This window comes from Pseudoalteromonas luteoviolacea, from assembly GCF_021654285.1.
Classification (GTDB): Bacteria; Pseudomonadota; Gammaproteobacteria; order Enterobacterales; family Alteromonadaceae; genus Pseudoalteromonas; species Pseudoalteromonas luteoviolacea_J.
Genome location: NZ_JAKFZS010000023.1, coordinates 12,398 through 33,473, shown reverse-complemented (window position 1 = coordinate 33,473; position 21,076 = coordinate 12,398). Strand labels below are relative to the sequence as shown.

Annotated in this window: 19 protein-coding genes; 11 read left to right on the top strand and 8 right to left on the bottom strand. The window is 43.6% G+C overall.

The window, feature by feature from the left end; all coding sequences use genetic code 11:
• Nucleotides 1-97: 97 nt before the first annotated feature.
• The 3 genes from L1077_RS19445 (at nt 98) to L1077_RS19435 (ending at nt 3,535) form a co-directional block, all read left to right on the top strand.
• Nucleotides 98-1,336, top strand: coding sequence for a carbohydrate porin (locus L1077_RS19445; protein WP_237138582.1), 1,239 nt, complete (start codon nt 98-100; stop codon nt 1,334-1,336).
• Nucleotides 1,337-1,693: 357 nt separating this feature from the next.
• Nucleotides 1,694-2,935, top strand: a complete 1,242-nt coding sequence (locus L1077_RS19440) for a carbohydrate porin (RefSeq protein ID WP_237138581.1) — start codon at nt 1,694-1,696, stop codon at nt 2,933-2,935.
• Between the two features lie 210 nt (nt 2,936-3,145).
• On the top strand, nt 3,146-3,535 hold the full coding sequence (locus tag L1077_RS19435) for a YbaN family protein (protein ID WP_237138580.1): 390 nt from the start codon (nt 3,146-3,148) through the stop codon (nt 3,533-3,535).
• Between the two features lie 42 nt (nt 3,536-3,577).
• Here the strand turns inward: L1077_RS19435 and L1077_RS19430 are convergent, their stop codons facing one another.
• Nucleotides 3,578-5,818 carry a TonB-dependent receptor domain-containing protein gene (locus L1077_RS19430; RefSeq protein ID WP_237138579.1) on the bottom strand — a complete coding sequence of 747 codons (2,241 nt, stop codon included), beginning with the start codon at nt 5,816-5,818 and terminating at the stop codon, nt 3,578-3,580.
• A gap of 216 nt (nt 5,819-6,034) precedes the next feature.
• On the opposite strand from L1077_RS19430, the gene L1077_RS19425 reads away from it, so the two are divergent.
• The 3 genes from L1077_RS19425 to L1077_RS19415 all read left to right on the top strand — a co-directional run bounded on the left by L1077_RS19425 (nt 6,035) and on the right by L1077_RS19415 (nt 7,636).
• Nucleotides 6,035-6,475: a DUF4920 domain-containing protein gene (locus L1077_RS19425; RefSeq protein WP_237138578.1), complete on the top strand. Its 441-nt coding sequence runs from the start codon at nt 6,035-6,037 to the stop codon at nt 6,473-6,475.
• Between the two features lie 8 nt (nt 6,476-6,483).
• Nucleotides 6,484-7,041 (top strand): PepSY-associated TM helix domain-containing protein, encoded by a 558-nt coding sequence (locus L1077_RS19420; protein ID WP_237138577.1) that lies wholly within the window; start codon nt 6,484-6,486, stop codon nt 7,039-7,041.
• Between the two features lie 133 nt (nt 7,042-7,174).
• Entirely contained in the window at nt 7,175-7,636 is a 462-nt protein-coding gene (locus L1077_RS19415) for a DUF1842 domain-containing protein (protein WP_237138576.1), read from the top strand.
• On the opposite strand, the gene L1077_RS19410 is transcribed toward L1077_RS19415, so the two are convergent.
• From L1077_RS19410 to L1077_RS19390, 5 genes are all read right to left on the bottom strand, one after another.
• The gene (locus L1077_RS19410; protein ID WP_237138575.1) at nt 7,626-8,045 is read right to left on the bottom strand and encodes a carboxymuconolactone decarboxylase family protein; all 420 of its coding nucleotides are present in this window, start codon (nt 8,043-8,045) and stop codon (nt 7,626-7,628) included. The two genes, L1077_RS19415 and L1077_RS19410, sit on opposite strands and share 11 nt — an antisense overlap.
• 97 nt (nt 8,046-8,142) lie before the next feature.
• Nucleotides 8,143-8,634 carry a signal peptidase II gene (gene lspA / locus L1077_RS19405; protein WP_237138574.1) on the bottom strand — a complete coding sequence of 164 codons (492 nt, stop codon included), beginning with the start codon at nt 8,632-8,634 and terminating at the stop codon, nt 8,143-8,145.
• 84 nt (nt 8,635-8,718) lie between these two features.
• The gene (locus tag L1077_RS19400) at nt 8,719-10,410 is read right to left on the bottom strand and encodes a methyl-accepting chemotaxis protein (RefSeq protein ID WP_237138573.1); all 1,692 of its coding nucleotides are present in this window, start codon (nt 10,408-10,410) and stop codon (nt 8,719-8,721) included.
• A gap of 40 nt (nt 10,411-10,450) precedes the next feature.
• Entirely contained in the window at nt 10,451-10,867 is a 417-nt protein-coding gene (locus L1077_RS19395; protein WP_237138572.1) for a BLUF domain-containing protein, read from the bottom strand.
• A 77-nt stretch (nt 10,868-10,944) separates the two neighbouring features.
• Complete coding sequence (locus tag L1077_RS19390) at nt 10,945-12,588, bottom strand: methyl-accepting chemotaxis protein (protein WP_237138571.1); 1,644 nt, start codon at nt 12,586-12,588, stop codon at nt 10,945-10,947.
• Between the two features lie 220 nt (nt 12,589-12,808).
• On the opposite strand from L1077_RS19390, the gene L1077_RS19385 reads away from it, so the two are divergent.
• Nucleotides 12,809-14,929, top strand: coding sequence for a TonB-dependent receptor plug domain-containing protein (locus L1077_RS19385; protein WP_237138570.1), 2,121 nt, complete (start codon nt 12,809-12,811; stop codon nt 14,927-14,929).
• Entirely contained in the window at nt 14,919-15,416 is a 498-nt protein-coding gene (locus tag L1077_RS19380; protein ID WP_237138569.1) for a TlpA family protein disulfide reductase, read from the top strand. The genes L1077_RS19385 and L1077_RS19380 overlap by 11 nt, the downstream gene beginning before the upstream one ends.
• Before the next feature lie 5 nt (nt 15,417-15,421).
• On the opposite strand, the gene L1077_RS19375 is transcribed toward L1077_RS19380, so the two are convergent.
• A complete protein-coding gene (locus L1077_RS19375) occupies nt 15,422-15,592 on the bottom strand; it encodes a hypothetical protein (protein ID WP_155401336.1) in 171 nt (56 codons plus the stop codon).
• A 465-nt stretch (nt 15,593-16,057) separates the two neighbouring features.
• Between L1077_RS19375 and L1077_RS19370 the strand changes: the two genes are divergently transcribed.
• The 3 genes from L1077_RS19370 to L1077_RS19360 all read left to right on the top strand — a co-directional run bounded on the left by L1077_RS19370 (nt 16,058) and on the right by L1077_RS19360 (nt 19,385).
• On the top strand, nt 16,058-17,590 hold the full coding sequence (locus L1077_RS19370) for a PAS domain-containing hybrid sensor histidine kinase/response regulator (protein WP_237138568.1): 1,533 nt from the start codon (nt 16,058-16,060) through the stop codon (nt 17,588-17,590).
• Between the two features lie 11 nt (nt 17,591-17,601).
• Nucleotides 17,602-18,387 (top strand): substrate-binding periplasmic protein, encoded by a 786-nt coding sequence (locus L1077_RS19365; RefSeq protein WP_237138567.1) that lies wholly within the window; start codon nt 17,602-17,604, stop codon nt 18,385-18,387.
• 125 nt (nt 18,388-18,512) lie between these two features.
• Nucleotides 18,513-19,385 (top strand): DUF417 family protein, encoded by an 873-nt coding sequence (locus tag L1077_RS19360; protein ID WP_237138566.1) that lies wholly within the window; start codon nt 18,513-18,515, stop codon nt 19,383-19,385.
• Here L1077_RS19360 and L1077_RS19355 read toward each other — a convergent pair.
• Nucleotides 19,348-20,958: a CHASE domain-containing protein gene (locus tag L1077_RS19355; protein WP_237138565.1), complete on the bottom strand. Its 1,611-nt coding sequence runs from the start codon at nt 20,956-20,958 to the stop codon at nt 19,348-19,350. The two genes, L1077_RS19360 and L1077_RS19355, sit on opposite strands and share 38 nt — an antisense overlap.
• Nucleotides 20,959-21,076 lie beyond the last annotated feature (118 nt).

Below are 21,076 nucleotides of genomic sequence, written 5' to 3'. Positions count from 1 at the left end.
AAAAATTTCTGATAACAACCGCGTCTTGTTAATGGCAAGTCGGAAATACTCAGCTACCCTTTATGACAGATACGCCTGCTTTTAAGGATATGCCACAATGCCACTCACAGAATGTAAATACCTTGGCGCCACCCTGCTGTTGTTAACCTTGTCGTCACCCACTGTTGCTAATGCCTCTGAGCTTGCAGAGTTAAAACAGCAACTGCAAAAACTGCAGCAAAAAATAGAAAAACTGGAAGCTGAGCAAAAACGCAAGCCCAAAGTCAGCAAATCGGCGCCCAGTATTAAAGTCGGAGGGGCAGTCAGAACCACACTCAGCCACACATCTTATGATGATGATAATAAAAATCGCGGAGGGGATTTTGAGCTTGATGTATTCAGAATCAATTTTTCGGGCAACATCGGCGGCTTTGGATTAAACGCAGAGTGGCGTTACTTTGATTATATGACCGCCGTGAAGTATGCCTATTTATATTACGATTTTGCCAAAGACTGGCAAGCGCAAGTTGGTATGACCAAGGTACCATTTGGCAATTGGCCATATAACTCTCATAGCTGGTTTTTTGGCACAACTTATTATGTGGGCTTAGAAGACGACCATGACATGGGTGTACTATTTAAACGCAAGCTGGCGGACAATTGGCAGCTCGATTTGGGCTTTTTCAAAAATGATGAGTTAGGCGGCGTTGACGGTTACGTTGAATCACGCAGCGACCGCTACTCCTATGACATCGTCGGCGCGCGCCCTCAAGCAGAAGGGATTTATGATGACCCAACGCAACCGCTTGGCGAATACAATACCTTCGCAGGTCGCTATGGTTATCATTTTAAGCATAAAGACGGCACAACAGAGCTCGGCGTCTCCGGTTTAATGGGCAACTTACATAACGGCATAGAAAAAGCGGGCGAGTACCAAGCATGGGCAGTGCATTTGAATGCCAATATTGGCAAATGGAATCTTCAACTACAACATGGTGAATATGACTATGACATCGCAGGCATAGATAGAATCGCAGTGGGTGCCTATGCATTCTATGACTCAATCGCCGCAGAAGCGACCATGTCTAATTTCAATGTCGCTTATAACATGAAGGTCAAATTGGGGCCCATCAATGCACTGCAATTCTATAATGACTTTGGCATCATCTACGATAAATCAGATCAAAGTCACGATACTTGGATGAACGTTACTGGGGTCTCTATGTCCGCAGGCGCGTTTTTCTCCTACTTGGACTTTGTGAATGCCAAAAACCAGCCCTTCGTTGGTGGCTCTATCGCCGGAGACAGCGATGATACACAAAGACGCTTTAACCTGAATTTTGGTTATTACTTTTAGACTTCTCCTTTAGTGATGGCCAAATAATCCTATTTGGCCGAAAAAAGTAATAAAAGCGGAATTTTTTATAGAAAAAAGTATGTCTTAAACACTGTTGACCATTTATTTACAGGAAAGAACATAAGCAACTGATTAAGAGGCACAAAATTGTAAATAACGCAAAAAAGCAAGCTATTTAAGCTGACTTTTACATAACAAAATTTAAGCAAACCTCTGACAAAAACCAATCCTTTTCACCGCTGCGATACAATCCAATTACAAACCATAAAAAATTGCAATTTTCCCTAATTTGCACACATAAATATTGTGCGTTAGTCTTGCGCCTTTGTTAATTTTCACCCCTGGATATTCTAATCAATGTCAAGAAGTACCGGACAGGCTTTGGCCTTAAGTGGCGCGCTTTTAGCCGCTGCACCACATGCATTTTCAGCCGATAATGAGCTTAGTGAATTGAAACAACAGCTCGAACAATTAGAGCAAAAAATTCAACAATTAGAAGCGAATCAAACTGCTGAAAACACGGTTGAAGCGGATGCAGAATCAGGCATAAAAGTGGGTGGTGCGATACGCGTAAACTACTCGACTAATTCATACGATGAAGATACTAAAAACCGAGGTGGTGACTTAGATTTTGACGTATTTCGCTTTAACTTTTCAGGTGAAGTGGCTGACATTGGCTTAAATGCGGAAATCCGCTTTTTCGACTACATGACTGCGGTTAAATACGCTTACCTAGATTATGACATCACATCACAATGGCAAGCGCAGTTAGGTTTAACGCAAGTGCCTTTTGGCAACGACCCATATAACTCACACAGCTTTTTCATGAGTCCAAATTATTATCTTGGTCTGGAAGACGACTACGACATGGGTTTGGTGATGCGCAGACAAGTTGCAGATAACTGGCAGCTAGATCTGGGCTTTTTCAAAAATGATGAGCTCGGTGGCATCGACGGTTATGTAGAAGACCGTAAAGATAGATATTCCATCGACATCGTAGGTGTTCGCGCCAATGACGAAGGTATTTATGATGAACCAGCCGCTAAGCTTGGCGAGCACAACACCTTTGTTGCACGTTACGCATATCATGTAGATCATGCTGCAGGGTCAACTGCGATTGGTGTATCAGCGCTATCAGGTGGCCTTCATGATGGTCAATACAGTGCCGGTGATTACCATGCTTGGGCGTTCCATATTAACAGTCATATTGGCAACTGGAACCTGCAATTCCAACACAGTCAATACGACTATCAAATCGACGCAAGTCAACGCATTGCTATCGCAGCCAATGCGACTTATGACACTATGCCAACAGAAGCGACCTCAACAAGCGCAAACATTGCCTATAATTTGTCAGTAAACTACGGCCCTATCACGCACCTGCAACTGTACAATGATTTTGGCACCATTTATAACAAATCGGATGATTCTGCTAATTCGTGGATGAACGTCACGGGCGTGGCCGTCACAGCAGGCCCTATCTTTTCATACATTGATTTAGTGCACGCAAAGAACCAACCTTTTGTTGGTGGCACGCTATCAGGACAAAGTGATGACGTAGAGCGACGCTTTAATATTAACATCGGTTACTACTTCTAATTTTGCTCCAAAGACCATGAAAATACACACTATTTTCATGGTCTCTCCATATAAATTCTCCCCTTCTTTTGCATAATTTACTGCATTTTTCGTCTATAATGGAAAAGCATCTGCTGTTAAAATACCGCCTGTGCACTGACATGTAATTACCAATCAAACTTGCGTAGTAGCGAATTAAGCGACACTGGCAAAAAGGAGAAACAGCTCATTATGAAAAAGCTTTTTAATCGCTGTTTCTGGCTTCATGCTGCTGGAATCATTTTTGTCGGCCTTGGTTTTATTGGTATGGCACTACCCGTGATGCCCACCACCATTTTTTTTATTCTGGCACTGGCGTGCTTCTCTCGCTCTTCACCCAAATTCGAACACTGGCTGCTTACCCACCCTAAATTTGGCCCGTCGCTAGTTGCTTGGCGAGAGTATCAAGTGGTTCCCCCAAAAGGGAAATGGGGCGCGGGGATAGGCATGTTAATTGGATACATTATTTTGTGTTTTAGTACCGCCCCTTGGTATGTGCTGGTGTTAGTCGCGGTGATTGAAATTGCGGTACTGGCTTATGTACTCACTCGCCCTTCTCACCCTCCTGCGAGCGCAAACTAACACAGTCAGACCAGGCTTACCTAAAGTAAGCCCGGTATTCATCTAAAAAGTATAACTGAGCGTTAATTTATAATTCCTACCAAGCTCACTAGGGTCATTCGCTTCTCCAGCAGGTGCCCTCACATAACGCTCATCCGTTACATTATCAATGCCCGCACGAACAACCAAATCAGATAAACTGCCGCGGCCCTGATATTTAGCCGTCAAATTGTAAACTTGATATGACCCTGTACCGTAGCCTCGCTCAAGATAGTCTTCTGTTAAGCGAGTTTGAGCACGATATGCCAGCATCTGTGCGCCAACATCCACATTCTCCAACACTGTATATTGTAGATTCAAATTGAGCTTATCAGCAGGGGCTTCAGAGTAGGGTTGCTTATCGGTTTCAATGGTCCCTAAAAAGAAGTTAGGTACACCATAGGCATTCATATCAATGGCAGAGTATCCAAGATAACCGCTGAATTTACCCAATTCATAATGCATCTCAACTTCCCAGCCGCGACTCACCAATTTACCGATATTTTTAGCGCTATAATCCCTATGGGTTGCGACAGGCACGCCATTGGCAGGCTTAGGTCCTGGTGCACCAGGTTGCTTTACTCCTTGAGCATCCAGATAATACATAAACGGCACATTATCGATAAAGTTTTTGATATTGTTATCAAAATAAAGGGCCTTTAGTTCAAATTTACCGCCCCAGCTGAGCGTGTCTAAAAAGATACCAAATCCGCCTTCTAGGTTTTCAGACTCCTCTGGCTTTAAATCTGGTTGAGGCTCGTTGTAGCAGAATTTGCCACCAATATGACAGCGCCATTCACGCTTTTTATAAAGCTCTTGAACACTGGGAGCACGAAATGCTTCAGCGTATTTAAGATAAAAATTAAAGTAGTCGGTGACTTTTAACGTCACACCCAGCTCACTTGATAGTGCGTCATCATCGTGATCATCATATTGGGTATACACGTCGCTACTGCGCTTGTAACCATCATAGCGAAGACCCGCTGTGATCAAGATATCATCGTCTACAAGCGACACTTGGTCGATGACCGATAACGAGATATTGTGCGCATCACTTTCACCATATTCAGAGGTTCTTATCTGATTTTCATCGAACTCAGACTGATCAAACTGCTCAACGTCATAGTTAAATTCAACGGCAACCTGGTGGTCAAATGATGTACTTAAATCAAAAAGGTTAGCCAAGCGGGCGCCATAGCGTTTGGTATTACCAAACTTACTACCTGAGTAGTCTATCTGCTGCCCTCGGCGCACAATATAGCCTAGGGTATAGTCATCATACGACTTATCGGAATACACCAGTTGCGCATCAAAATCGATATACGGATTGTCAGGCTGATAGACATAAGTCGAGGCGATTTCTAAATAATCATTGCTGAAGTTTTTTGATAAGGTCGGATACATCAAGCCTAAACGTGTACTTAAGTTATATGGCTGATCATCAGACCGGGTTTTTGACCAGTCAATCTTACTCTGCACACTATGCGCTTTATCAATGAACCAGGTATTTTTTAACGCGATATTTTGTCGCTCTGAATCATTTTTTATTTTATCTAACTTTGCAGCATCCGCGATTGGCTGCTCTTCACTGCCCAGTCCTGTACTTCCTACAACGTCAATGTCAGAAAAACGAACTGTGCTGAGGTGTAACACCGTATCCATGTCTTCTGACAGCGTAAATAAGGAGCCCGTTAGTTGCGTGCTATCTCCATTACTTTGGTGCGTCGCGGTGACATGGGAACCGAAACCATAAGCGCCATTTAAGTAATCACTGGCATCTTTGGTCGTTAAACGAATGCTTCCACCAATGGCACCCGAACCAACCGTTAGCGAGTCAGCCCCACGCAGCACTTGCACTTGCTTTAACTGACTTGGGTCAACACCTAGACTATTGATTGAGGTGAGATTACTGCCACCATCTGATTCCATTTTTCGCTTAACATTGTCCACAGAAACATGGATCCGTTCACCGTAGAGACCACGAATACTGGGCTGAGCCGCCAAAGGCGCAGCGCTACCCGTTAACTCAACTCCGGGGATCTCACGCAGTATTTGCGTCAGCTCCGCTTGTTGACGGCGTGCCATAGCTTCGCTGTCCAAAACCGTCACAGATCCTGCTGCATCTTTGTTAATCACTGACAATTTATGTCCGTGGACTTCTATTACATCTTCAATATTGCTGGGCTTCGCGGCGTTTGCAAACACCTTTGCAGTACCTAACGCACACAATAAACCCAAAGAAAGCGCCGAGCGTGTAAATTTCATGTCCTTATACACCTTAAATGATAATAGTAATGAATCGCATTTGAAATGCGCCGCTAGAATAATTAAACTAAGCGCTTAAAGCAATAACCAAATAACTAAAAGTTATAAATAAATCGGTACTATTTACCTAGGAAAATAGCGTGAGCAACATTCCAACGCCGTCAATTTTGTCGTAACGTATTGTTCTAGCTAATACATTCAAATTAAGGAAAAGATATGAAAGCGGTTCTGACCCCAATAATGATGATCGGTACACTGGTGTTTAGCCAAGCGGCGCTTGCTAAAACGTATAATGGCGGCGCGGATATGAGCAAGATAACTCCCATTTCCACACTGTTAAGCAACGCACAAAGATACACAACAGAGTCCGCAACGATCAAAGGGACCGTGACACGTGTATGCCAAAAACGTGGTTGTTGGATGCAATTGGCCAGTGACAAAAAGTTTCAAACTTTGCGCGTTAAAGTACGTGATGGCGATATGGTTTTTCCCATGACAGCACAAGGGAAGACAGCGTTTGCCACGGGTACTTTAAAAGTACATCCCCTCACTCTAGAGCAAACTAACCAAAGGCGCAAAGCACAAAACCTTGATCCCGTTGATACACCCCAAGTGCTGCACCTCTTTACACCCGTTGCTGTCACCATTGAAGATTAAATCACGCCATGTCATGGTTTAAACTCAATCGCAGCCTGCATCGAGACATCGGCTATTTTTGTATTGGTATGACTTTGGTGTTTGCTATTTCAGGGATCGCGCTGAATCATATTCATCAGTTTAACTCTAACTATCAGGTCACCCGTACCAGCCATGTCATACCGCTCTCTGGGGTAGACATAGAAACCGACGACTTTGAGACAACACTGTTAACCACACTACAGGTAAGTGACAAAATAAAAGCGCGCTTCTGGCAGGATCAAGCAACTTACAAGCTATTTTTAGAGAAAGATACAACGCTCTACCTATATCCCCAAAAAAATGAAGTGTTAGTTGAACAAGTGAAACCACGTTTTTTACTACGACAACTTAACTTTTTACACCTCAATGAAGCCCGAGCTGCATGGATGTGGTTTTCTGATTTCTATGCAGTTTTACTCATTTATTTGGCCGTCTCTGCCCTGTTTATGGTGAAAGGAAAGCGTGGTGTTTTTGGGCCTCGGGGCTTTTTGGTGTTAGCTGGCTTTGCCGCACCGGCTATTTTTATCTTTATTTACTCATCGTAAGTAAGTGCTTACACATAAATATATCAACTGTAATGCGCTGTAATGGCATAACCCCCTTTAGCACACTAGATTGAGAACACACTGCTGCAAAATTATCAGCAGTGTGACTCTCTTCAATTGGATGGACGCAGGTATGCAAATGACACAATGTGGTATCAATGGCCTATTTCTGATCAACTACTTAATGGGCCAACAAAACCAATCACCACTATGCCAGATGTCATTGCTAGTCTATACACCAGATAAAACATTGTCTGGGCGCGCAAAGTTATGCTCGTCATCACCTCGCAAGGACGCGCTGATGTTTCACCTCACCGGGGAGTTTCACTATCGCGATACCTCAGATCCACACCCCATTGCGATTAATTTATTAGGTCAGCAAGCACAGCCCTGCCCGCATCAACAAACCAGCCCTTACCACTATATAAAACTGAATATATTGTTAAACGAGCACTGGCGCTCTGGTCAAGTAGAGTTGTGTTACCGCGATCTCAGAGCCGATACTTGGCAACATCAGCCGCAATTGAGTATTCACCAGACTCACAATAACAACATTTCAGACCTCGCTCAACTTGCCCTACAAGTTAAAAGTTAAAGCCAATCGCTACACGATTCCAACTATTTATCTGAAGCGCTAAGCCGACAACGGCCAATTGCTGCGCCTGTGTTAATGGCTGCTGTGATTTAGCAGCTAAATCACACGGCAAAGATTTTGTCACCGCGTTTGCCAGCTGCAAAACAGCTTGATCAAATGCGCTCAGTAATGACAAATCAGAAGAAGAGAGTGCCGACAACAATAGGTCGAATTGCTCAGCAGGTACGCTATTTTGCAAGGCATCTGTATGCATTATTTGGCAATATTGACAGCCATTTATTTGCGAGACATATAGGCGCAGCAAATGAACTGTGGTATCCGGGAGCATTTGCTCCCCAGACTCGCCCAATGTCGCCAGTGCAGATGGTATAAATGAGTAATGAGTAAAAAGTTCGCTTTGAGATATCATAAATTGCTCCTGTTTATTTGATATGTAGGAGCTTACGCCTATTGAACACAGTAAAATTGGATATTTACGACATTCACGCGCTCACGCTTTATACTCTTTATTTATGCTGTTCCAACTGAAAAGGCGTACACGCAATGATCATCATAGCCCCCAACAAAATAACGATATCAGCGACATTAAACACCCCTGTACGCACTGTGCCGATCCCAAGGTTAATAAAATCAATCACTGCGCCTTGGTTGAATATACGATCGAGTAAATTCCCCAAGCCACCAGCAAATATCAGAGCAAGGGACGTCAATTGTCGTTTTGATAAATCATGGCTTTTAATCATATAGCCAAGCAATGCCAGCAAAAATAACCCAATAACCCCAACAAATAACACCATCCGCTGGACAGGAGATAACTCAGCACCCAAAGACAAGAATACGCCTAGGTTTTCGGTATACCCTATGCGAACCACATCTCCCAAATAGCTGGTCATCTGCCAAGCAACTAGGCTATCGCTAACCCACCACTTGGTGCCTTGATCAAGTATCAAGCAAATGATGCACACCAATAAAATATGTCCTGCTTTGCTGTCTTTCATTTTATTTGCTCCTGCGCTGCGTTCTATCACTATAAAAAGCATTTAGTGAACATAAAATGACAACTCGATAAATAGGCTAAGTTATTAGGTCACAAAACGGTTAAAGTTAGTGTGCAAATCGATAATGCGTTTGGCAATATTATGATTAGCATCGGCCGTTTCACTCGCCCCTTGCGCTGTCTCTTTTGCCAGGCCATTAATATTATTAATGTTTTTATCTATATCAACTGCAACCATAGATTGTTCTTCAGTGGCCGTCGCAATTTGTGTATTTAAGTCATTAATTTGTTCAATCGACTCTGATGCCTCATCGAGCATTTGCTGCGTTTTTTCACTTTTTTCATAGCAGTTATGGGCACTTGCTTTACCTTTTTCCATACTGCTCACCACTTTGTTTGCTTCCGTTTTTAAGCGATCTAATAAATCTTGAATATCTGCCGTTGATGATTGGGTGCGCGTCGCAAGCGTGCGTACTTCATCCGCGACGACGGCAAAGCCGCGTCCACTTTCACCCGCCCTTGCCGCTTCAATGGCAGCGTTGAGTGCCAACAAATTCGTTTGCTCAGAGATACTTTGAATAGCTTCCAGTACTGAGCTGATATTATTGGTCTCTTCCACCAGCTCGCCTATTTCATCCGATGCTAGGTTTAGCTCTGATACTAGGTTCTCAATAATTTGATTGGTTTGCGTTGCGATACTTTTTCCTGAGTTCACTTTTTCGCGCACCTTGGCAGTGGCTTCAGCCGCATGCGCTGTACTTTTTGACATATCCTGCGTGGTGGTGGTCATTTCATACACTGCGGAAGCGACCATCTCCGTTTGATTTTTCTGCTCCGTCACGCTTTGCTCTGTTTGGCGCATCACATTCATGGCCAGCTCAGAAGAGCTGCCCAAGCTTTTTACGACTTCATTGGTACTTTGAATGGTAGCACGCAGCCCAGAGACAAACTTATTGAACTCCTTGGCCATAATGCCCGTTTCATCCTTTGCGGACTCATCCAGCATCACGGTTAAATCGCCATCTCCACCGGCTATCGATTTTAGCCTTACAATCAGTGCTTCAATCGGCTGCGTGATAGAGCGACCAATGACCATCGCGACGATGATAGCAATCACCACAGCGACAATCGCAGTCACGGAGATAAGCTTGATCGCTAATATTTCATCATGCTCTGCTTGACGCGTTGCTTTTTGGGTAAACGCTTGAACATCAGCAAGGAGGGCAATTAACTCGTCTTTCAATTGATCTTCTTCCTGCTCAATCAGCTTCACCTGCGGCATCAACTCAATGAGTGGTTTTTGCGATAATTGCCCCAAAAGCGCATTTATATCAAGGCTGGCCTTTGCATAATGCTTGCTTATCACATCCAATTCTTGCTGCACCTGCTTAAACTTTTTAGCCGCTTCTTGAGAGTGCGCGAGTGTGATTGCTTCAGTTGCAAAAGCCCGAGTCTCTTTTATTTCTTTACCCACTTTATCCACTGATGTGATGAGCTTTTGCTCAAGCTGACTTATTTTATTGTAATATTCAGCATGGCCGTTATCCGCCAATGATTTATACAAAAGCATGCGCTCAAGTAAAATGGCCTGCTCTAATTGATGTTCTGTAATTTGGGTAAGAAAGTTGTTGAGCGGAATATCCTCTTCCGCAATATCAATTAGCTCGTATCCTATTTTTGCCATTTGCACCAAGGCTATGGTACCGACCAACAGCAGCATCGCCAGCTGAATACCACTCATTAAATAGATACGGTGTGCAATTTTTAGTTGATTCATAATCAACACCTTTTGGTTTAGTTATGCAGTTTCAAGCTTCTCAGCACTGTCTAAAATAATGTAAAAGCTGAATTGAAAATTCTGGATGATGCTGCAAATAATCAAAGCCATCTTCTTGATTTAAAAACTCTGACATGCCTTCTTGCTCAATGACGTCGCACTTATCAAGACGCTTAAATCCCATTTGCCACTGTGCAAACATGCGTTTTTCAACCGTCTGCTCATGCAACTTATTGATCCTTTCATGGCGGGGATCTTGGCAAATGCTTGAATACAATGCCTGTACAGCATCCACCTCACCTTCTAATAATTGGATGAACGTGCCTTTGCCGTCGTACAAGAGCAAGCCGGTGATCTCATTGGCTGTATTACGAGCCCGAAAATTCGCCATCATCTTGAGTAATTCGGGCTCACCGAGCCGGTGTTTAGCCTTGCTGATGTATACCAGTTGAAACATATCGTTTGCTGCTCCACACGTGTTCTCACGAACAATAATCTAATGAACGACCATAGCGCTTTAACAAAGCATGGGTGCTAACGCACTTTAAAAAAGCTAATGGCGCTACGCATGCCGGCGGATAATTCATCTAGTTTTTGCGTTGCATCTCGATTCGTCTCTGTTACCTCAATGGCATTGTCAGACATAGAAGCTATGGAGTTCATCGCTTCAGATACTTCCGAGATTGCCCCCACTTGATCCGCACTGGCTTGCACGACTTCCCTCACCCGCTGAAGTGAATCACTGGCTTGGGCATCGATGCTTTGCAGCAACTCAGTGGCCTCTTGGATCAGTGCTTTGCCATTTTCAACTTGAGGCTGAGTTTGCTCCATCGCCTCAACTGAAGCCGAAGTTTCTTTTTGAATTTCACCTATCATGGCCTCGATTTGACCTGTCGCCTCACCAGTGCGCTTAGCAAGCTGCCTCACTTCATCCGCCACCACCGCAAAGCCGCGTCCAGACTCACCCGCTCGTGCCGCTTCTATGGCTGCATTCAATGCCAGCAGGTTGGTCTGTTCTGATATGCCACTAATAACATTGGCAATCCCACCAATTTGCTCAGTATTGGCTTCTAACTTTTTGATCTGTGCAACTGTGCCATTCACCGTCTCTGCAATACGGACAATTTCTGCAGCGCTGGCAGCAATGGCATCGCGGCCTTTGTCTGCAAACTCAACTGTAGACTCGGAGTTTTCCTCGGTTCTGGCTGTCAGTTCACTAACATGATCAATGCTGCTACGTAAGTGATCCAATCGCACTACAGTCTGCTGCGTCAAAGAAGCCTGTTGCTGTGCTGCGGCATAAATATCATCTGAGCCTGATGACACCACCTTCGCTTGCTCAGCTAAGTCAGCCGAACCGCCCACTATCTTGGAAACAATTTCAGTGAGCTGTAATTTCATATCAAATAATTTAGACAACATGCTATTGGGGTAGTCAGTGGACATACTCTGAGTAAGATCCCCTTGCGAAATAGCCGACAAGGCCTTTTCAGCTTGGCGTACCTCTCCGCCTAGCGCTTCACGAATACTCTTCGCAATCATCAGCCCTATAAATACACTCACCGCAATGGCCAGTAAGGTTGCACCGACCATGAACTGACCAAATCCACCAGCGACCGCACGCGCCTCTGGCGTGGCAATTTGGTTTGCTTCTTCTTGATAGTCGATAAATTCATTGATCCGCGCCAGCCAAGTCATAAAGGCAGGTCGTGCTTGCTCAAGCACCGTCTCATCGACGTTTTCCCCAGCCCGCTTTTTCTCAATAATCGCTGCCACCAAAGGCCGCGTGGTGACTTTAATGTCCTCAATACTTTTTAAAATACGTCTTTCATTATCATTAAACGGCACCCCTTTGGACTTCATTTGTGCCATACTGTTTTCAGCTTCAATATAAAAGCGCTCTAATTCAGCAATCTCACGTTCAAATTGACGCAGCTCATTGTCAGAGCGCGCGATTGCCACATCTCGAATAGCTATCGCGGTGTCATGCACACTGCCTCTAAAATTAATTGCATATCGCTGTTTTACCGAATTGACATCCGTCATTTGAGCCAAGGTGTCATCTATAAAGTTAACGTCTTTAATCCCTATCCCTGTTAATATAATCATCAAACACAAAATAGCGCCGTACCCGACAGAAAGTCGCTGTCGTATCGTTAATCCCGCTAAAAAGTTCATTTATTCACCTTTTTGTCACTTCCGCTTAGTAAATTTAGGGCCTAATTTAGTCCTGCGCCAATTTCAGCCCTGTAAAAAATTAGCTTTTATTTGTTTTTACTGACAAATAGACCCTATCAAGCACTTTCTGGTTACAAGGATAAAAAATAAATTATTACTTGCACTCAAGGTACATAAACACTTAACATTAATGATAATCATTATCATATAAATAGACATCGTGAATTATCTAACTCCTTCATTAATAACTAGTCTGCTATTTAGCTCTGCGGGCGTATTCGCAAATTCTTCAACTTCAGATAAAACAGCGCTTGAGCATATTGAAGTTCAAGGTGTGCAATCTCGGCTGCAAGCACGTGGCATATTAAAAGACAGCATTGCTAAAACAGAGCTGATAGATGCCGAGCAATTAAAAAATATGCAGGCTACCAATTTAACGGAGGCGATAGATAAGGCACTCGGCATTCGAGTCTCCAACGAATGCTCAATGTGTGGCGCAAAACGCATCATGATCAATGGTATGAAGGGGGAGCACACCAATGTATTGATCGATGGCGTGCCCATGCACACCATGTTATCTGGGTTTTATGGTATGGATAGCATCGCAACATCAGGCATTGGCACCATAGAAATTGCACGCGGTGCAGGTGCATCCTTGACAGCGCCAGAAGCCATTGGTGGGACGGTTAATTTAGTGTCCCAAAAGCCAACTAAAAATGCCGCTGAGCTAGACATGGCGGTCGGCAACCATGGGTATAGAAAAGTATCCATGGTTGCTATGGGCGTCAGTGAAGATGAGCACAGCAGCATCAGTGCCATTGCGCAACAAGATAGCCGAGATCAATTTGACGGCGATCGAAATGGCGTCAATGAATCTCCACTTTTAGACAACCAGTCCATTGCCATCACGCTCACCCATAATTTATCACTCGATACGACTATCAAAGCGCGCTATGGACGCAGTGACTCTGAAGTGTTTGGCGGTCCAGTACTTGGCGATACCACCAGCTCAATAGCCGAGACGTTGGCCAGTGTCAATCAAGGGGAAGCTGAACGTTTGTTTGTCGATAACCAAGTCGATGGTCGTTATGTCGGCCACCCTTGGGAAACAGCAGAGTGGGTCGACACACAAAGAGAAGAGTGGTTAGTGTCACTGCTACACGGTGTGAATGACAAGCTCACTGTCGATATCAGTTATGCCAATGTTGAGCATACTCAAGACTCTTTCTATGAAAGTATTGATTACTTTGCGCAAGATGATATGCAATTTATCAGTGCCAAACTCTATTATGAACTGAATGACCAGCACCTTATCACCCTGGGGGTCGATCACCGTGATGAGCAAATGCGCAGTCACAGCGCAGCATTAGCCGATAATCCACTCTATATGTCTGACAGCTTTGATTACACCGTATCAGGTTTGTATATTCAGGAAACCTATACCCCGTCCATTGATTTTGAACTGGCCTTAGCTGTACGCTTCGACCGCATCACCGCAGACTTTATCGCCAATCGAGTAACTGATAACGAAATAGATGAAACCTTGGTTTCTCCTCGCTTTGACATGCGCTGGTTTCACCACGAAAACTGGACATCACGGTTCTCTGTAGGCCAAGGCTACCGCGCACCATTGTCTTTTTTTGAAAGCGATCACGGGATATTAGATGCTGAAAAAGGTTACTTAGTCGATGTGCATGATGTCGAACGTTCTGTCGGGTATAACTATTCACTGAACCACAGTGCGGACAAACTCAATGCAACATTGTCATTAGCCTATACGCAAGTCGATAATCTAGCCGCCCTATCTCACAACGAAACTGGTACGCCTGTACTCGGCCAATTATCAGAACGGGCTGATGTGTGGGCTTGGGATCTCGCATTGAGCTATCAACTACTAAAGCAACTGCAGCTTGGCGCCAGTATTGAGACTTACAGATACAATGATGAATTTAAGTCCTCCTTTGGCATAGCACCCACCGAAAAGCGTGCCAGTATCAATCTAGAGTTTGTGCAAGCCGCGTGGACCGTCACAGCCAATTACCTATTTGTGCCCAGCAGAGACTTGAGTGATTATGGCTATGAGGGTTTCAATGATATCCAGGCACAACAACCTAAAGCCACGAACGTCTCTAGTTATGGATTGCTAGATTTTAAAGTCACCTATGCACTGACAAATGATATTAAGCTATATGCAGGTATGAATAATGCACTGGATTACAATCAGGCAGCAGATGAAGCGTCTCCACTATTGTTTGACAGCGAAGGTGGATATGACGTCACCTATATTTATGCACCGCTCAGAGGCAGACAAGCATACCTTGGCTTTGACTATGACTTTTAAACCAGTCTCAATACTTTGGCTTTTACTTGCAGCGCCTTTTGGCGCTGCGGCCATAAGCCCTTTTTACCAGTTAAATCTGACCCCAATCACACAAAATGCACCTAGCAACTTATCAGTCTTTCAAGGTCAGGTACTTGCAATCATGCTTGTACAACCTGATTGCAGCTGGTGTAAAAAGCAATATAAATTGCTCTCTCATCTCGTTGAGCAACAGCCAAAAAACTGCCATAAGCTGGCCGTAATGATGATGGCAACAGGAGGCGACAGACATACCCTAAAACGGGCAATGAAACGTTATCAAAGTCACTTTCCCATCACTACCTTGCCTAATAAATTGGCGCAGTCATTGACCGTAAAAAGTGCACCACAATTGTTTATTTTAGATACCGAGGGAGTATTAGTGACCTACCACATTGGCTTTATGCCAGAAAATGCTTTACGAAGTGCATTGAATGGGTTAACGGCAAAAGCGCAATGTAAGGTTTAGCTGGGTTAGTTTGCTTTACCCAGCCAGTTTAAAAAGCCTTTTGCATCGGCAGTGTTCGCAAAGTCGATGTAACTTAGGCCTGATTGATGCTTTACTGCCATACGGCATTTATGCATAGAAATTGATTGGACCGGTAACGTAATCGCCACCTGCTGTCCTTGGTATAAGTAAGACATAATAAAACGCTCATTTTTTAATATTAATATCTCTACGTGCACAATGCACAAAGAGATTTATTTACATGATGCCTTATTAAGGTCTGCTGAATAGTGCTCACACTCGGTGGCAAAATTTATAACCATGATAATGACATGGTCGTACAATTGATAATTTCAAGACAGACGCATTAAGGCGCTAACTTTAAAACTATGACTGACTGGATCAAGGTAAGACATATTACTGCTTATATTTGTAAGTTTCATAAGCAAGTTGGTCAGCATACTTTAATTAGTTAAACTGTACAAGAGAAAAATGAAGTTTATGTGTCATTTTTACGCAATTCTCTTTTCAAAATGGCTTTTCAATAACCCTCAGCGTCAGACTGTAATACTTAGCTGTACATAAAATCTGCACCCATGTCTGTAATGACTATACTTAACTATACTTAACTATGCTACTAGCCTAATTTTGGAGGATACTTTGTGCACAGACTGGAAAAGGAACTGTACGCGAAGCTAAAAGAACACCCAGAGATTTTCGACTTTGTGGTTGAATCGTCTTTGGATGGTCTCTGGTACTGGGATCTAGATAACCCAGAACAAGAATGGATGAGCCCCAAATTATGGCAAACACTTGGCTACGACCCTAACACCAAAAAACACGAAGTCAGCGAGTGGCACAAAATCATCAATCAAGACGACCTCCAGCAAGCGCTTGATAACTTCGAAAAGCACAAAGCAGATCCAAGCCACCCTTATGACCAAGTAGTCAGGTATACCCATGCTACTGGCAAGACAATATGGATACGGTGTAAAGGATTAATAATCAGAGAGTCGGATGGCCACCCAACTCGCATGATTGGCTCTCACATCGATATCACTGAATTTAAAGAAAGTGAACGTCGGGCTATTGAGGAGCTCGAAGCCCGAGAGCAATTTTTTGCGCGGATGTCACATGAAATCCGCACCCCCCTTTTTGGCATCTTAGGTATTGCTGGTACTTTGAAAAGCGCTGTGGGCAATGAAAAAATAGCGCAAGATATCAGTACCATCTTGAGCTGTGGCGAACAGTTACAATCTCTTCTAAATGATATACTCACGCTGTCTAAACTAGACGCTGAAAAACTCTCCACGAGCATTGAAAAAGTTTCGCTAGAAAACGTATTCAGCCATATTCACGAGCTGTACGATGCGGCGGCAAATGAAAAGCAATTAACCCTCAATGTAGAGACACACAACCTTACTCATGTTTATGTTAAAACAGATAAAGTACGGCTCACCCAAGTTTTGAGTAACCTAGTCAGCAATGCAATCAAATATACTAAATCAGGTTCAGTGACCATCAACGCGGCGCTCACAGCGCAAGCGTGCACAGTCTCTGTCATCGACACGGGTGTTGGCATTAAAGATGTCGATGCGATATTTCAAGCGTATACCCAAGAAGACAACTCTTATGAAGGCATGGTCAGCGGCAGCGGGTTGGGACTGGAGGTTGTCTCTCAACTCTGTGAGTTACTCAATTATCAACTTACCTTTGAATCCCAGCTTGGTGTGGGTACACAAGTCTCTATCTCTATGCCTGTGGAAATCATCAAGCAACACAGCGAGCCTGAACCCATCACATCCAAGGTACATATTCCCGACATTGAGCGTGTTTTGGTGGTTGATGACAACGCACTCAATCTCGTTATCACCAATAAAATGCTCTCGACATTTTGCACCGACATAGAGCAAGCATCTGATGGCTATGAAGCGCTGCAAGTTATTAATAACTCTCCTCCTTTTGATCTCATTTTACTCGATATCAATATGCCAAAAATGAATGGCTATGAAGTACTCGCATTGCTCAAGACGATGGCAATGTCTGAATCTACTCGGATCATCATGCTGTCAGCTGATGCTTACGAAGCCACACAGCAAAAGTGTCTTGAACTAGGTGCAAATGGGTATCTAACCAAGCCGTTTAATCAGCAAGAGTTAATGAAAGCTCTGGCTACCACAAACTCGAATACTTAATGCCAACGCTTATGACAACGACCAAGCTCTCGGTTTTCACAATACTATTTTTAAATCTGACTTTTTTAATGGTGAGTCATTCACTACATGCACGCACCCTGACGATTACGATTGGTGAATACCCTCCCTACTCTGGAAAAAGCTTAGTGCATCAGGGACTCGTGCCACAAATCCTTCGAAAAGCCTTTGCCAAGCAAAATATTCAGGTCAAATTTGTCTTTATGCCATGGGCCCGCAGCTTTAAAGAGTCCGAAAAAATAAACTATGATGCATCTGCATTTTGGTTTTGCACGGATAAGAGGCAACAAGATTATTTTTGTAGTACCGCACTGTATGAAGAGACCGCAGTGTTTTTTTACAATAAAAATAATCCCGTTCCTCCTTGGCGTTCCCTGCCGGAGCTAGATAAATACCGCATCGGCGCAACTCGGGGCTACAGTTATACACAAGAGTTTTGGCAATTGGCAAATACCGGTTTCTTAGATATCAATGTCATGACCCGAGATGAGCAAAACCTCTCAATGTTACTCAAAGGGAGAATTGACCTTTTCCCCATGGGGTTACTGCCTGCAACCTATTTGTTAGAACAAAACTACCCAGATGAAAAGCATCAGCTCAGTTACCACACTACACCGCTCATGACAGGGACATTGCACCTGTTATTTCCAAAAGACAAAGAGGGTTCAATCGAATTGTTAAAAACCTTTAATGAGGGAATGCAAAAAATCAAAGAGAGCGGTGAATACCAAGCCATATTGACCCAAGCCCAAAGTACTCAAGCTATTCACTCCCCCTAGTATCAATAAGTAAAACTGTATTCGCATTGAAAAATACTACTGAGGATGTGTTTTACTTCACGACAATTGAAATATATATCCACTTGATGCGGTCTTTAAGAATAGTTCATATTCTTGGAGTTCATATGCAACATAAAATGCTTATAAATTTGGTGACCGGTTCATTGGCTTTTAGCTTATTTATTTTCGGGTTATCAATGATGCTAGGCGGCAACGATCGCTATGTACACGCCATTACACAGCTTTATTTCTTAGACAACATTTTATCACAGATACACGCGGCACAATTACTCGGTGGCGTGATTGTGATAATTAGCGCAATGCTTATCTTTCAGCACTCCGTGCTAAAAAAAGCAGCTGGCATCGGATTATTTGTGCTTAGCGCTCTATTTTTACTCTCTTTATTTTCTGAAACCCGCTGGATATCTTCCCTTGGTGGATTTCCTGTTATTGGCTCCGGACAAGGGATCATCAAATATTTCGCGCTATTGCCTATTGCAACTTATCTATTTTTACGTGATAAATTGACTGATAATCAACATCTCTGGTTCAACTTTTTCCCTGTCGCACTGGTACTTGTGTGGATAGGCAGCATGAAGTTTTTTGAATTTGAAGCGAAAGGGATAGAGACGCTAGTAAATCACTCGCCATTTATGTCATGGATGTATGACTTGATGTCACTACAAATGGCATCAAACGTCATTGGCATCTACGACTTATTTATCGCGGGATTACTCGCAGTCGCGTTGGCTCATCAAAGCAAGGTATTAGTGAACGTTGCCATTCTTGGCTGCGGTGCGGTCTTCGTCATGACGCAAACTTTCCTATTCACAACTCCGGGCGCACTCAGTGCAACCACACTGCTAACTGGCACAGGCCAATTTATTATCAAAGACATTTGGTTTATTTGTAACTTATTAATCATCACATGGATTGCACATAACCCAAGTGCGCAACATACTAATCAACAATACTCATCGGTACCTGTGGAGAGTTAGGTTTAACCAAATTCACGACATGCGCGCAATTACGGCCATTTTCTTTGGCCGTATACATTGCTCGATCAGCATGATTCAGTGCAATTTCGGCGCTTTCATGACTACTCGGGCGCATCACTGCACCACCGATACTGACAGACACAAACTTCGACGCATCAGATCCTTCATGTCTTATTTTTAGCCCTTGAACGACCTCTAAGCATTGGTCACAGAGCGAATCTACTCGTTCTGTATCTGGCAAAATAAAGACAAACTCTTCACCACCAATACGTGCAAACACATCACAGGGACGCTTTGCCAAAGCATTCAAGGCTTGCGCAACACTGCGAAGACATTCATCTCCCATTATGTGTCCATAGCGGTCGTTATATTCTTTAAAATAATCAATATCAACCACCAGCAAACTGATGGGACTCGCAATACGCGCAGCTCGGCGAAACTCCTTTTGCAATTGTAAGTCGAAAAAGCGTCGATTCGAAACCTGTGTTAAACCATCCACTTGCGTGAGTACCTGCAATTGCGCATTCGCTTTATCTAACTCATATGTTTTTGCTCTCACAGCTTGCGCTATGGCCAGTTGCTTACGATATAACAAGCGAACATATAGCACAGTCAGGATCGTCGATAAAAATCCAATAACCAACACGATATAGGGCATTGCAGAAGTGCGACTTGCGATGAATTGAGAAGAGGGCGTCGCGCTTATTTGCCAGTCTCGCCCCCACACTTCAATCCAGACAATAACTGGTGGTATACCCGCCTCTAATGTTCCCTCCACATGCAACTCTTGAGGCGTTTGTTCTGTCACATCCTTAATTGTAAAAGCCATATCGCCCTCATTTTTACCAAGCTTGGACTGTGCAAGCAAAGCCTGTACTTTAAACACTCCGACAACAAAACCGAGAATACGCGCTCTTTTTTCAAGCACTGTAATCGGCCTATCAAGATACACCGGCCGCATTGCTAAAAATGCACTGTGTCCTTTGGGATCTTGAACCAATTTAAGACTTGATGTAGCAAGCGGTAGCGCAAGATCTCTTGAAGCCTGAATAGTGGATTTCCTGTGCGAGTCAGATAATAAATCAAACCCCAGTACAATCTCATTATTGTAAATCGGCTCTACAAACTGAATTGGATAATATTCTGACCGCTCTGTTGCGTACTGCATAGTACCTGAGGGATGTCGTTCTGTGATTGAAAAGTGGGAGTGGTGATTTAGACCACCTTGCTCAAAAGGCAAACGATTTACATGCTCCACCCTTGGCGCCCACTCCAAGGCTTGAATATCAGGGTGATGAGCAATAAGCTCCGCGGCAACCTTCTTAAATAAAGGCTTAGTTACATTTGGCTGAGTTTCAAATAACACTGCCAAGCTATGCAATGTTGCTAAGCGATTCAGTACACTCTGCTTAAAGGAGTCAACACGCAAAAGATATTCTTGATTAAATTCTTGGGTAATTAAACGCTGTTGATCCGCGTATAAGGCATAACCTAAAAATCCAGTTAAGCTAAACCCAAGTAACACCACAAGTCCTTGCAACGTCCCAGCATAATGACGATGTGTTATGTCCATGCTTACCCCCTATCTTCCATGTCACCTGCAAGTATAGATAAAGGCATCAAGAACACAGCATTTTTAACAAAAATTAGTCTCTCACCGATCCTTAGCCATATCACAATTCATTCGGCAG

Bases quoted from the DNA above. Each gene is read 5' to 3' on its own strand.
- L1077_RS19355 (WP_237138565.1), bottom strand. From the start codon at position 20,958: ATGGACATAACACATCGTCATTATGCTGGGACGTTGCAAGGACTTGTG.
- L1077_RS19400 (WP_237138573.1), bottom strand. From the start codon at position 10,410: ATGAATCAACTAAAAATTGCACACCGTATCTATTTAATGAGTGGTATT.
- L1077_RS19440 (WP_237138581.1), top strand. From the start codon at position 1,694: ATGTCAAGAAGTACCGGACAGGCTTTGGCCTTAAGTGGCGCGCTTTTA.
- L1077_RS19420 (WP_237138577.1), top strand. From the start codon at position 6,484: ATGTCATGGTTTAAACTCAATCGCAGCCTGCATCGAGACATCGGCTAT.
- L1077_RS19375 (WP_155401336.1), bottom strand. From the start codon at position 15,592: ATGTCTTACTTATACCAAGGACAGCAGGTGGCGATTACGTTACCGGTC.
- L1077_RS19360 (WP_237138566.1), top strand. From the start codon at position 18,513: ATGCAACATAAAATGCTTATAAATTTGGTGACCGGTTCATTGGCTTTT.
- L1077_RS19445 (WP_237138582.1), top strand. From the start codon at position 98: ATGCCACTCACAGAATGTAAATACCTTGGCGCCACCCTGCTGTTGTTA.
- lspA (WP_237138574.1), bottom strand. From the start codon at position 8,634: ATGAAAGACAGCAAAGCAGGACATATTTTATTGGTGTGCATCATTTGC.
- L1077_RS19425 (WP_237138578.1), top strand. From the start codon at position 6,035: ATGAAAGCGGTTCTGACCCCAATAATGATGATCGGTACACTGGTGTTT.
- L1077_RS19395 (WP_237138572.1), bottom strand. From the start codon at position 10,867: ATGTTTCAACTGGTATACATCAGCAAGGCTAAACACCGGCTCGGTGAG.
- L1077_RS19415 (WP_237138576.1), top strand. From the start codon at position 7,175: ATGCAAATGACACAATGTGGTATCAATGGCCTATTTCTGATCAACTAC.
- L1077_RS19365 (WP_237138567.1), top strand. From the start codon at position 17,602: ATGACAACGACCAAGCTCTCGGTTTTCACAATACTATTTTTAAATCTG.
- L1077_RS19380 (WP_237138569.1), top strand. From the start codon at position 14,919: ATGACTTTTAAACCAGTCTCAATACTTTGGCTTTTACTTGCAGCGCCT.
- L1077_RS19435 (WP_237138580.1), top strand. From the start codon at position 3,146: ATGAAAAAGCTTTTTAATCGCTGTTTCTGGCTTCATGCTGCTGGAATC.
- L1077_RS19410 (WP_237138575.1), bottom strand. From the start codon at position 8,045: ATGATATCTCAAAGCGAACTTTTTACTCATTACTCATTTATACCATCT.
- L1077_RS19430 (WP_237138579.1), bottom strand. From the start codon at position 5,818: ATGAAATTTACACGCTCGGCGCTTTCTTTGGGTTTATTGTGTGCGTTA.
- L1077_RS19390 (WP_237138571.1), bottom strand. From the start codon at position 12,588: ATGAACTTTTTAGCGGGATTAACGATACGACAGCGACTTTCTGTCGGG.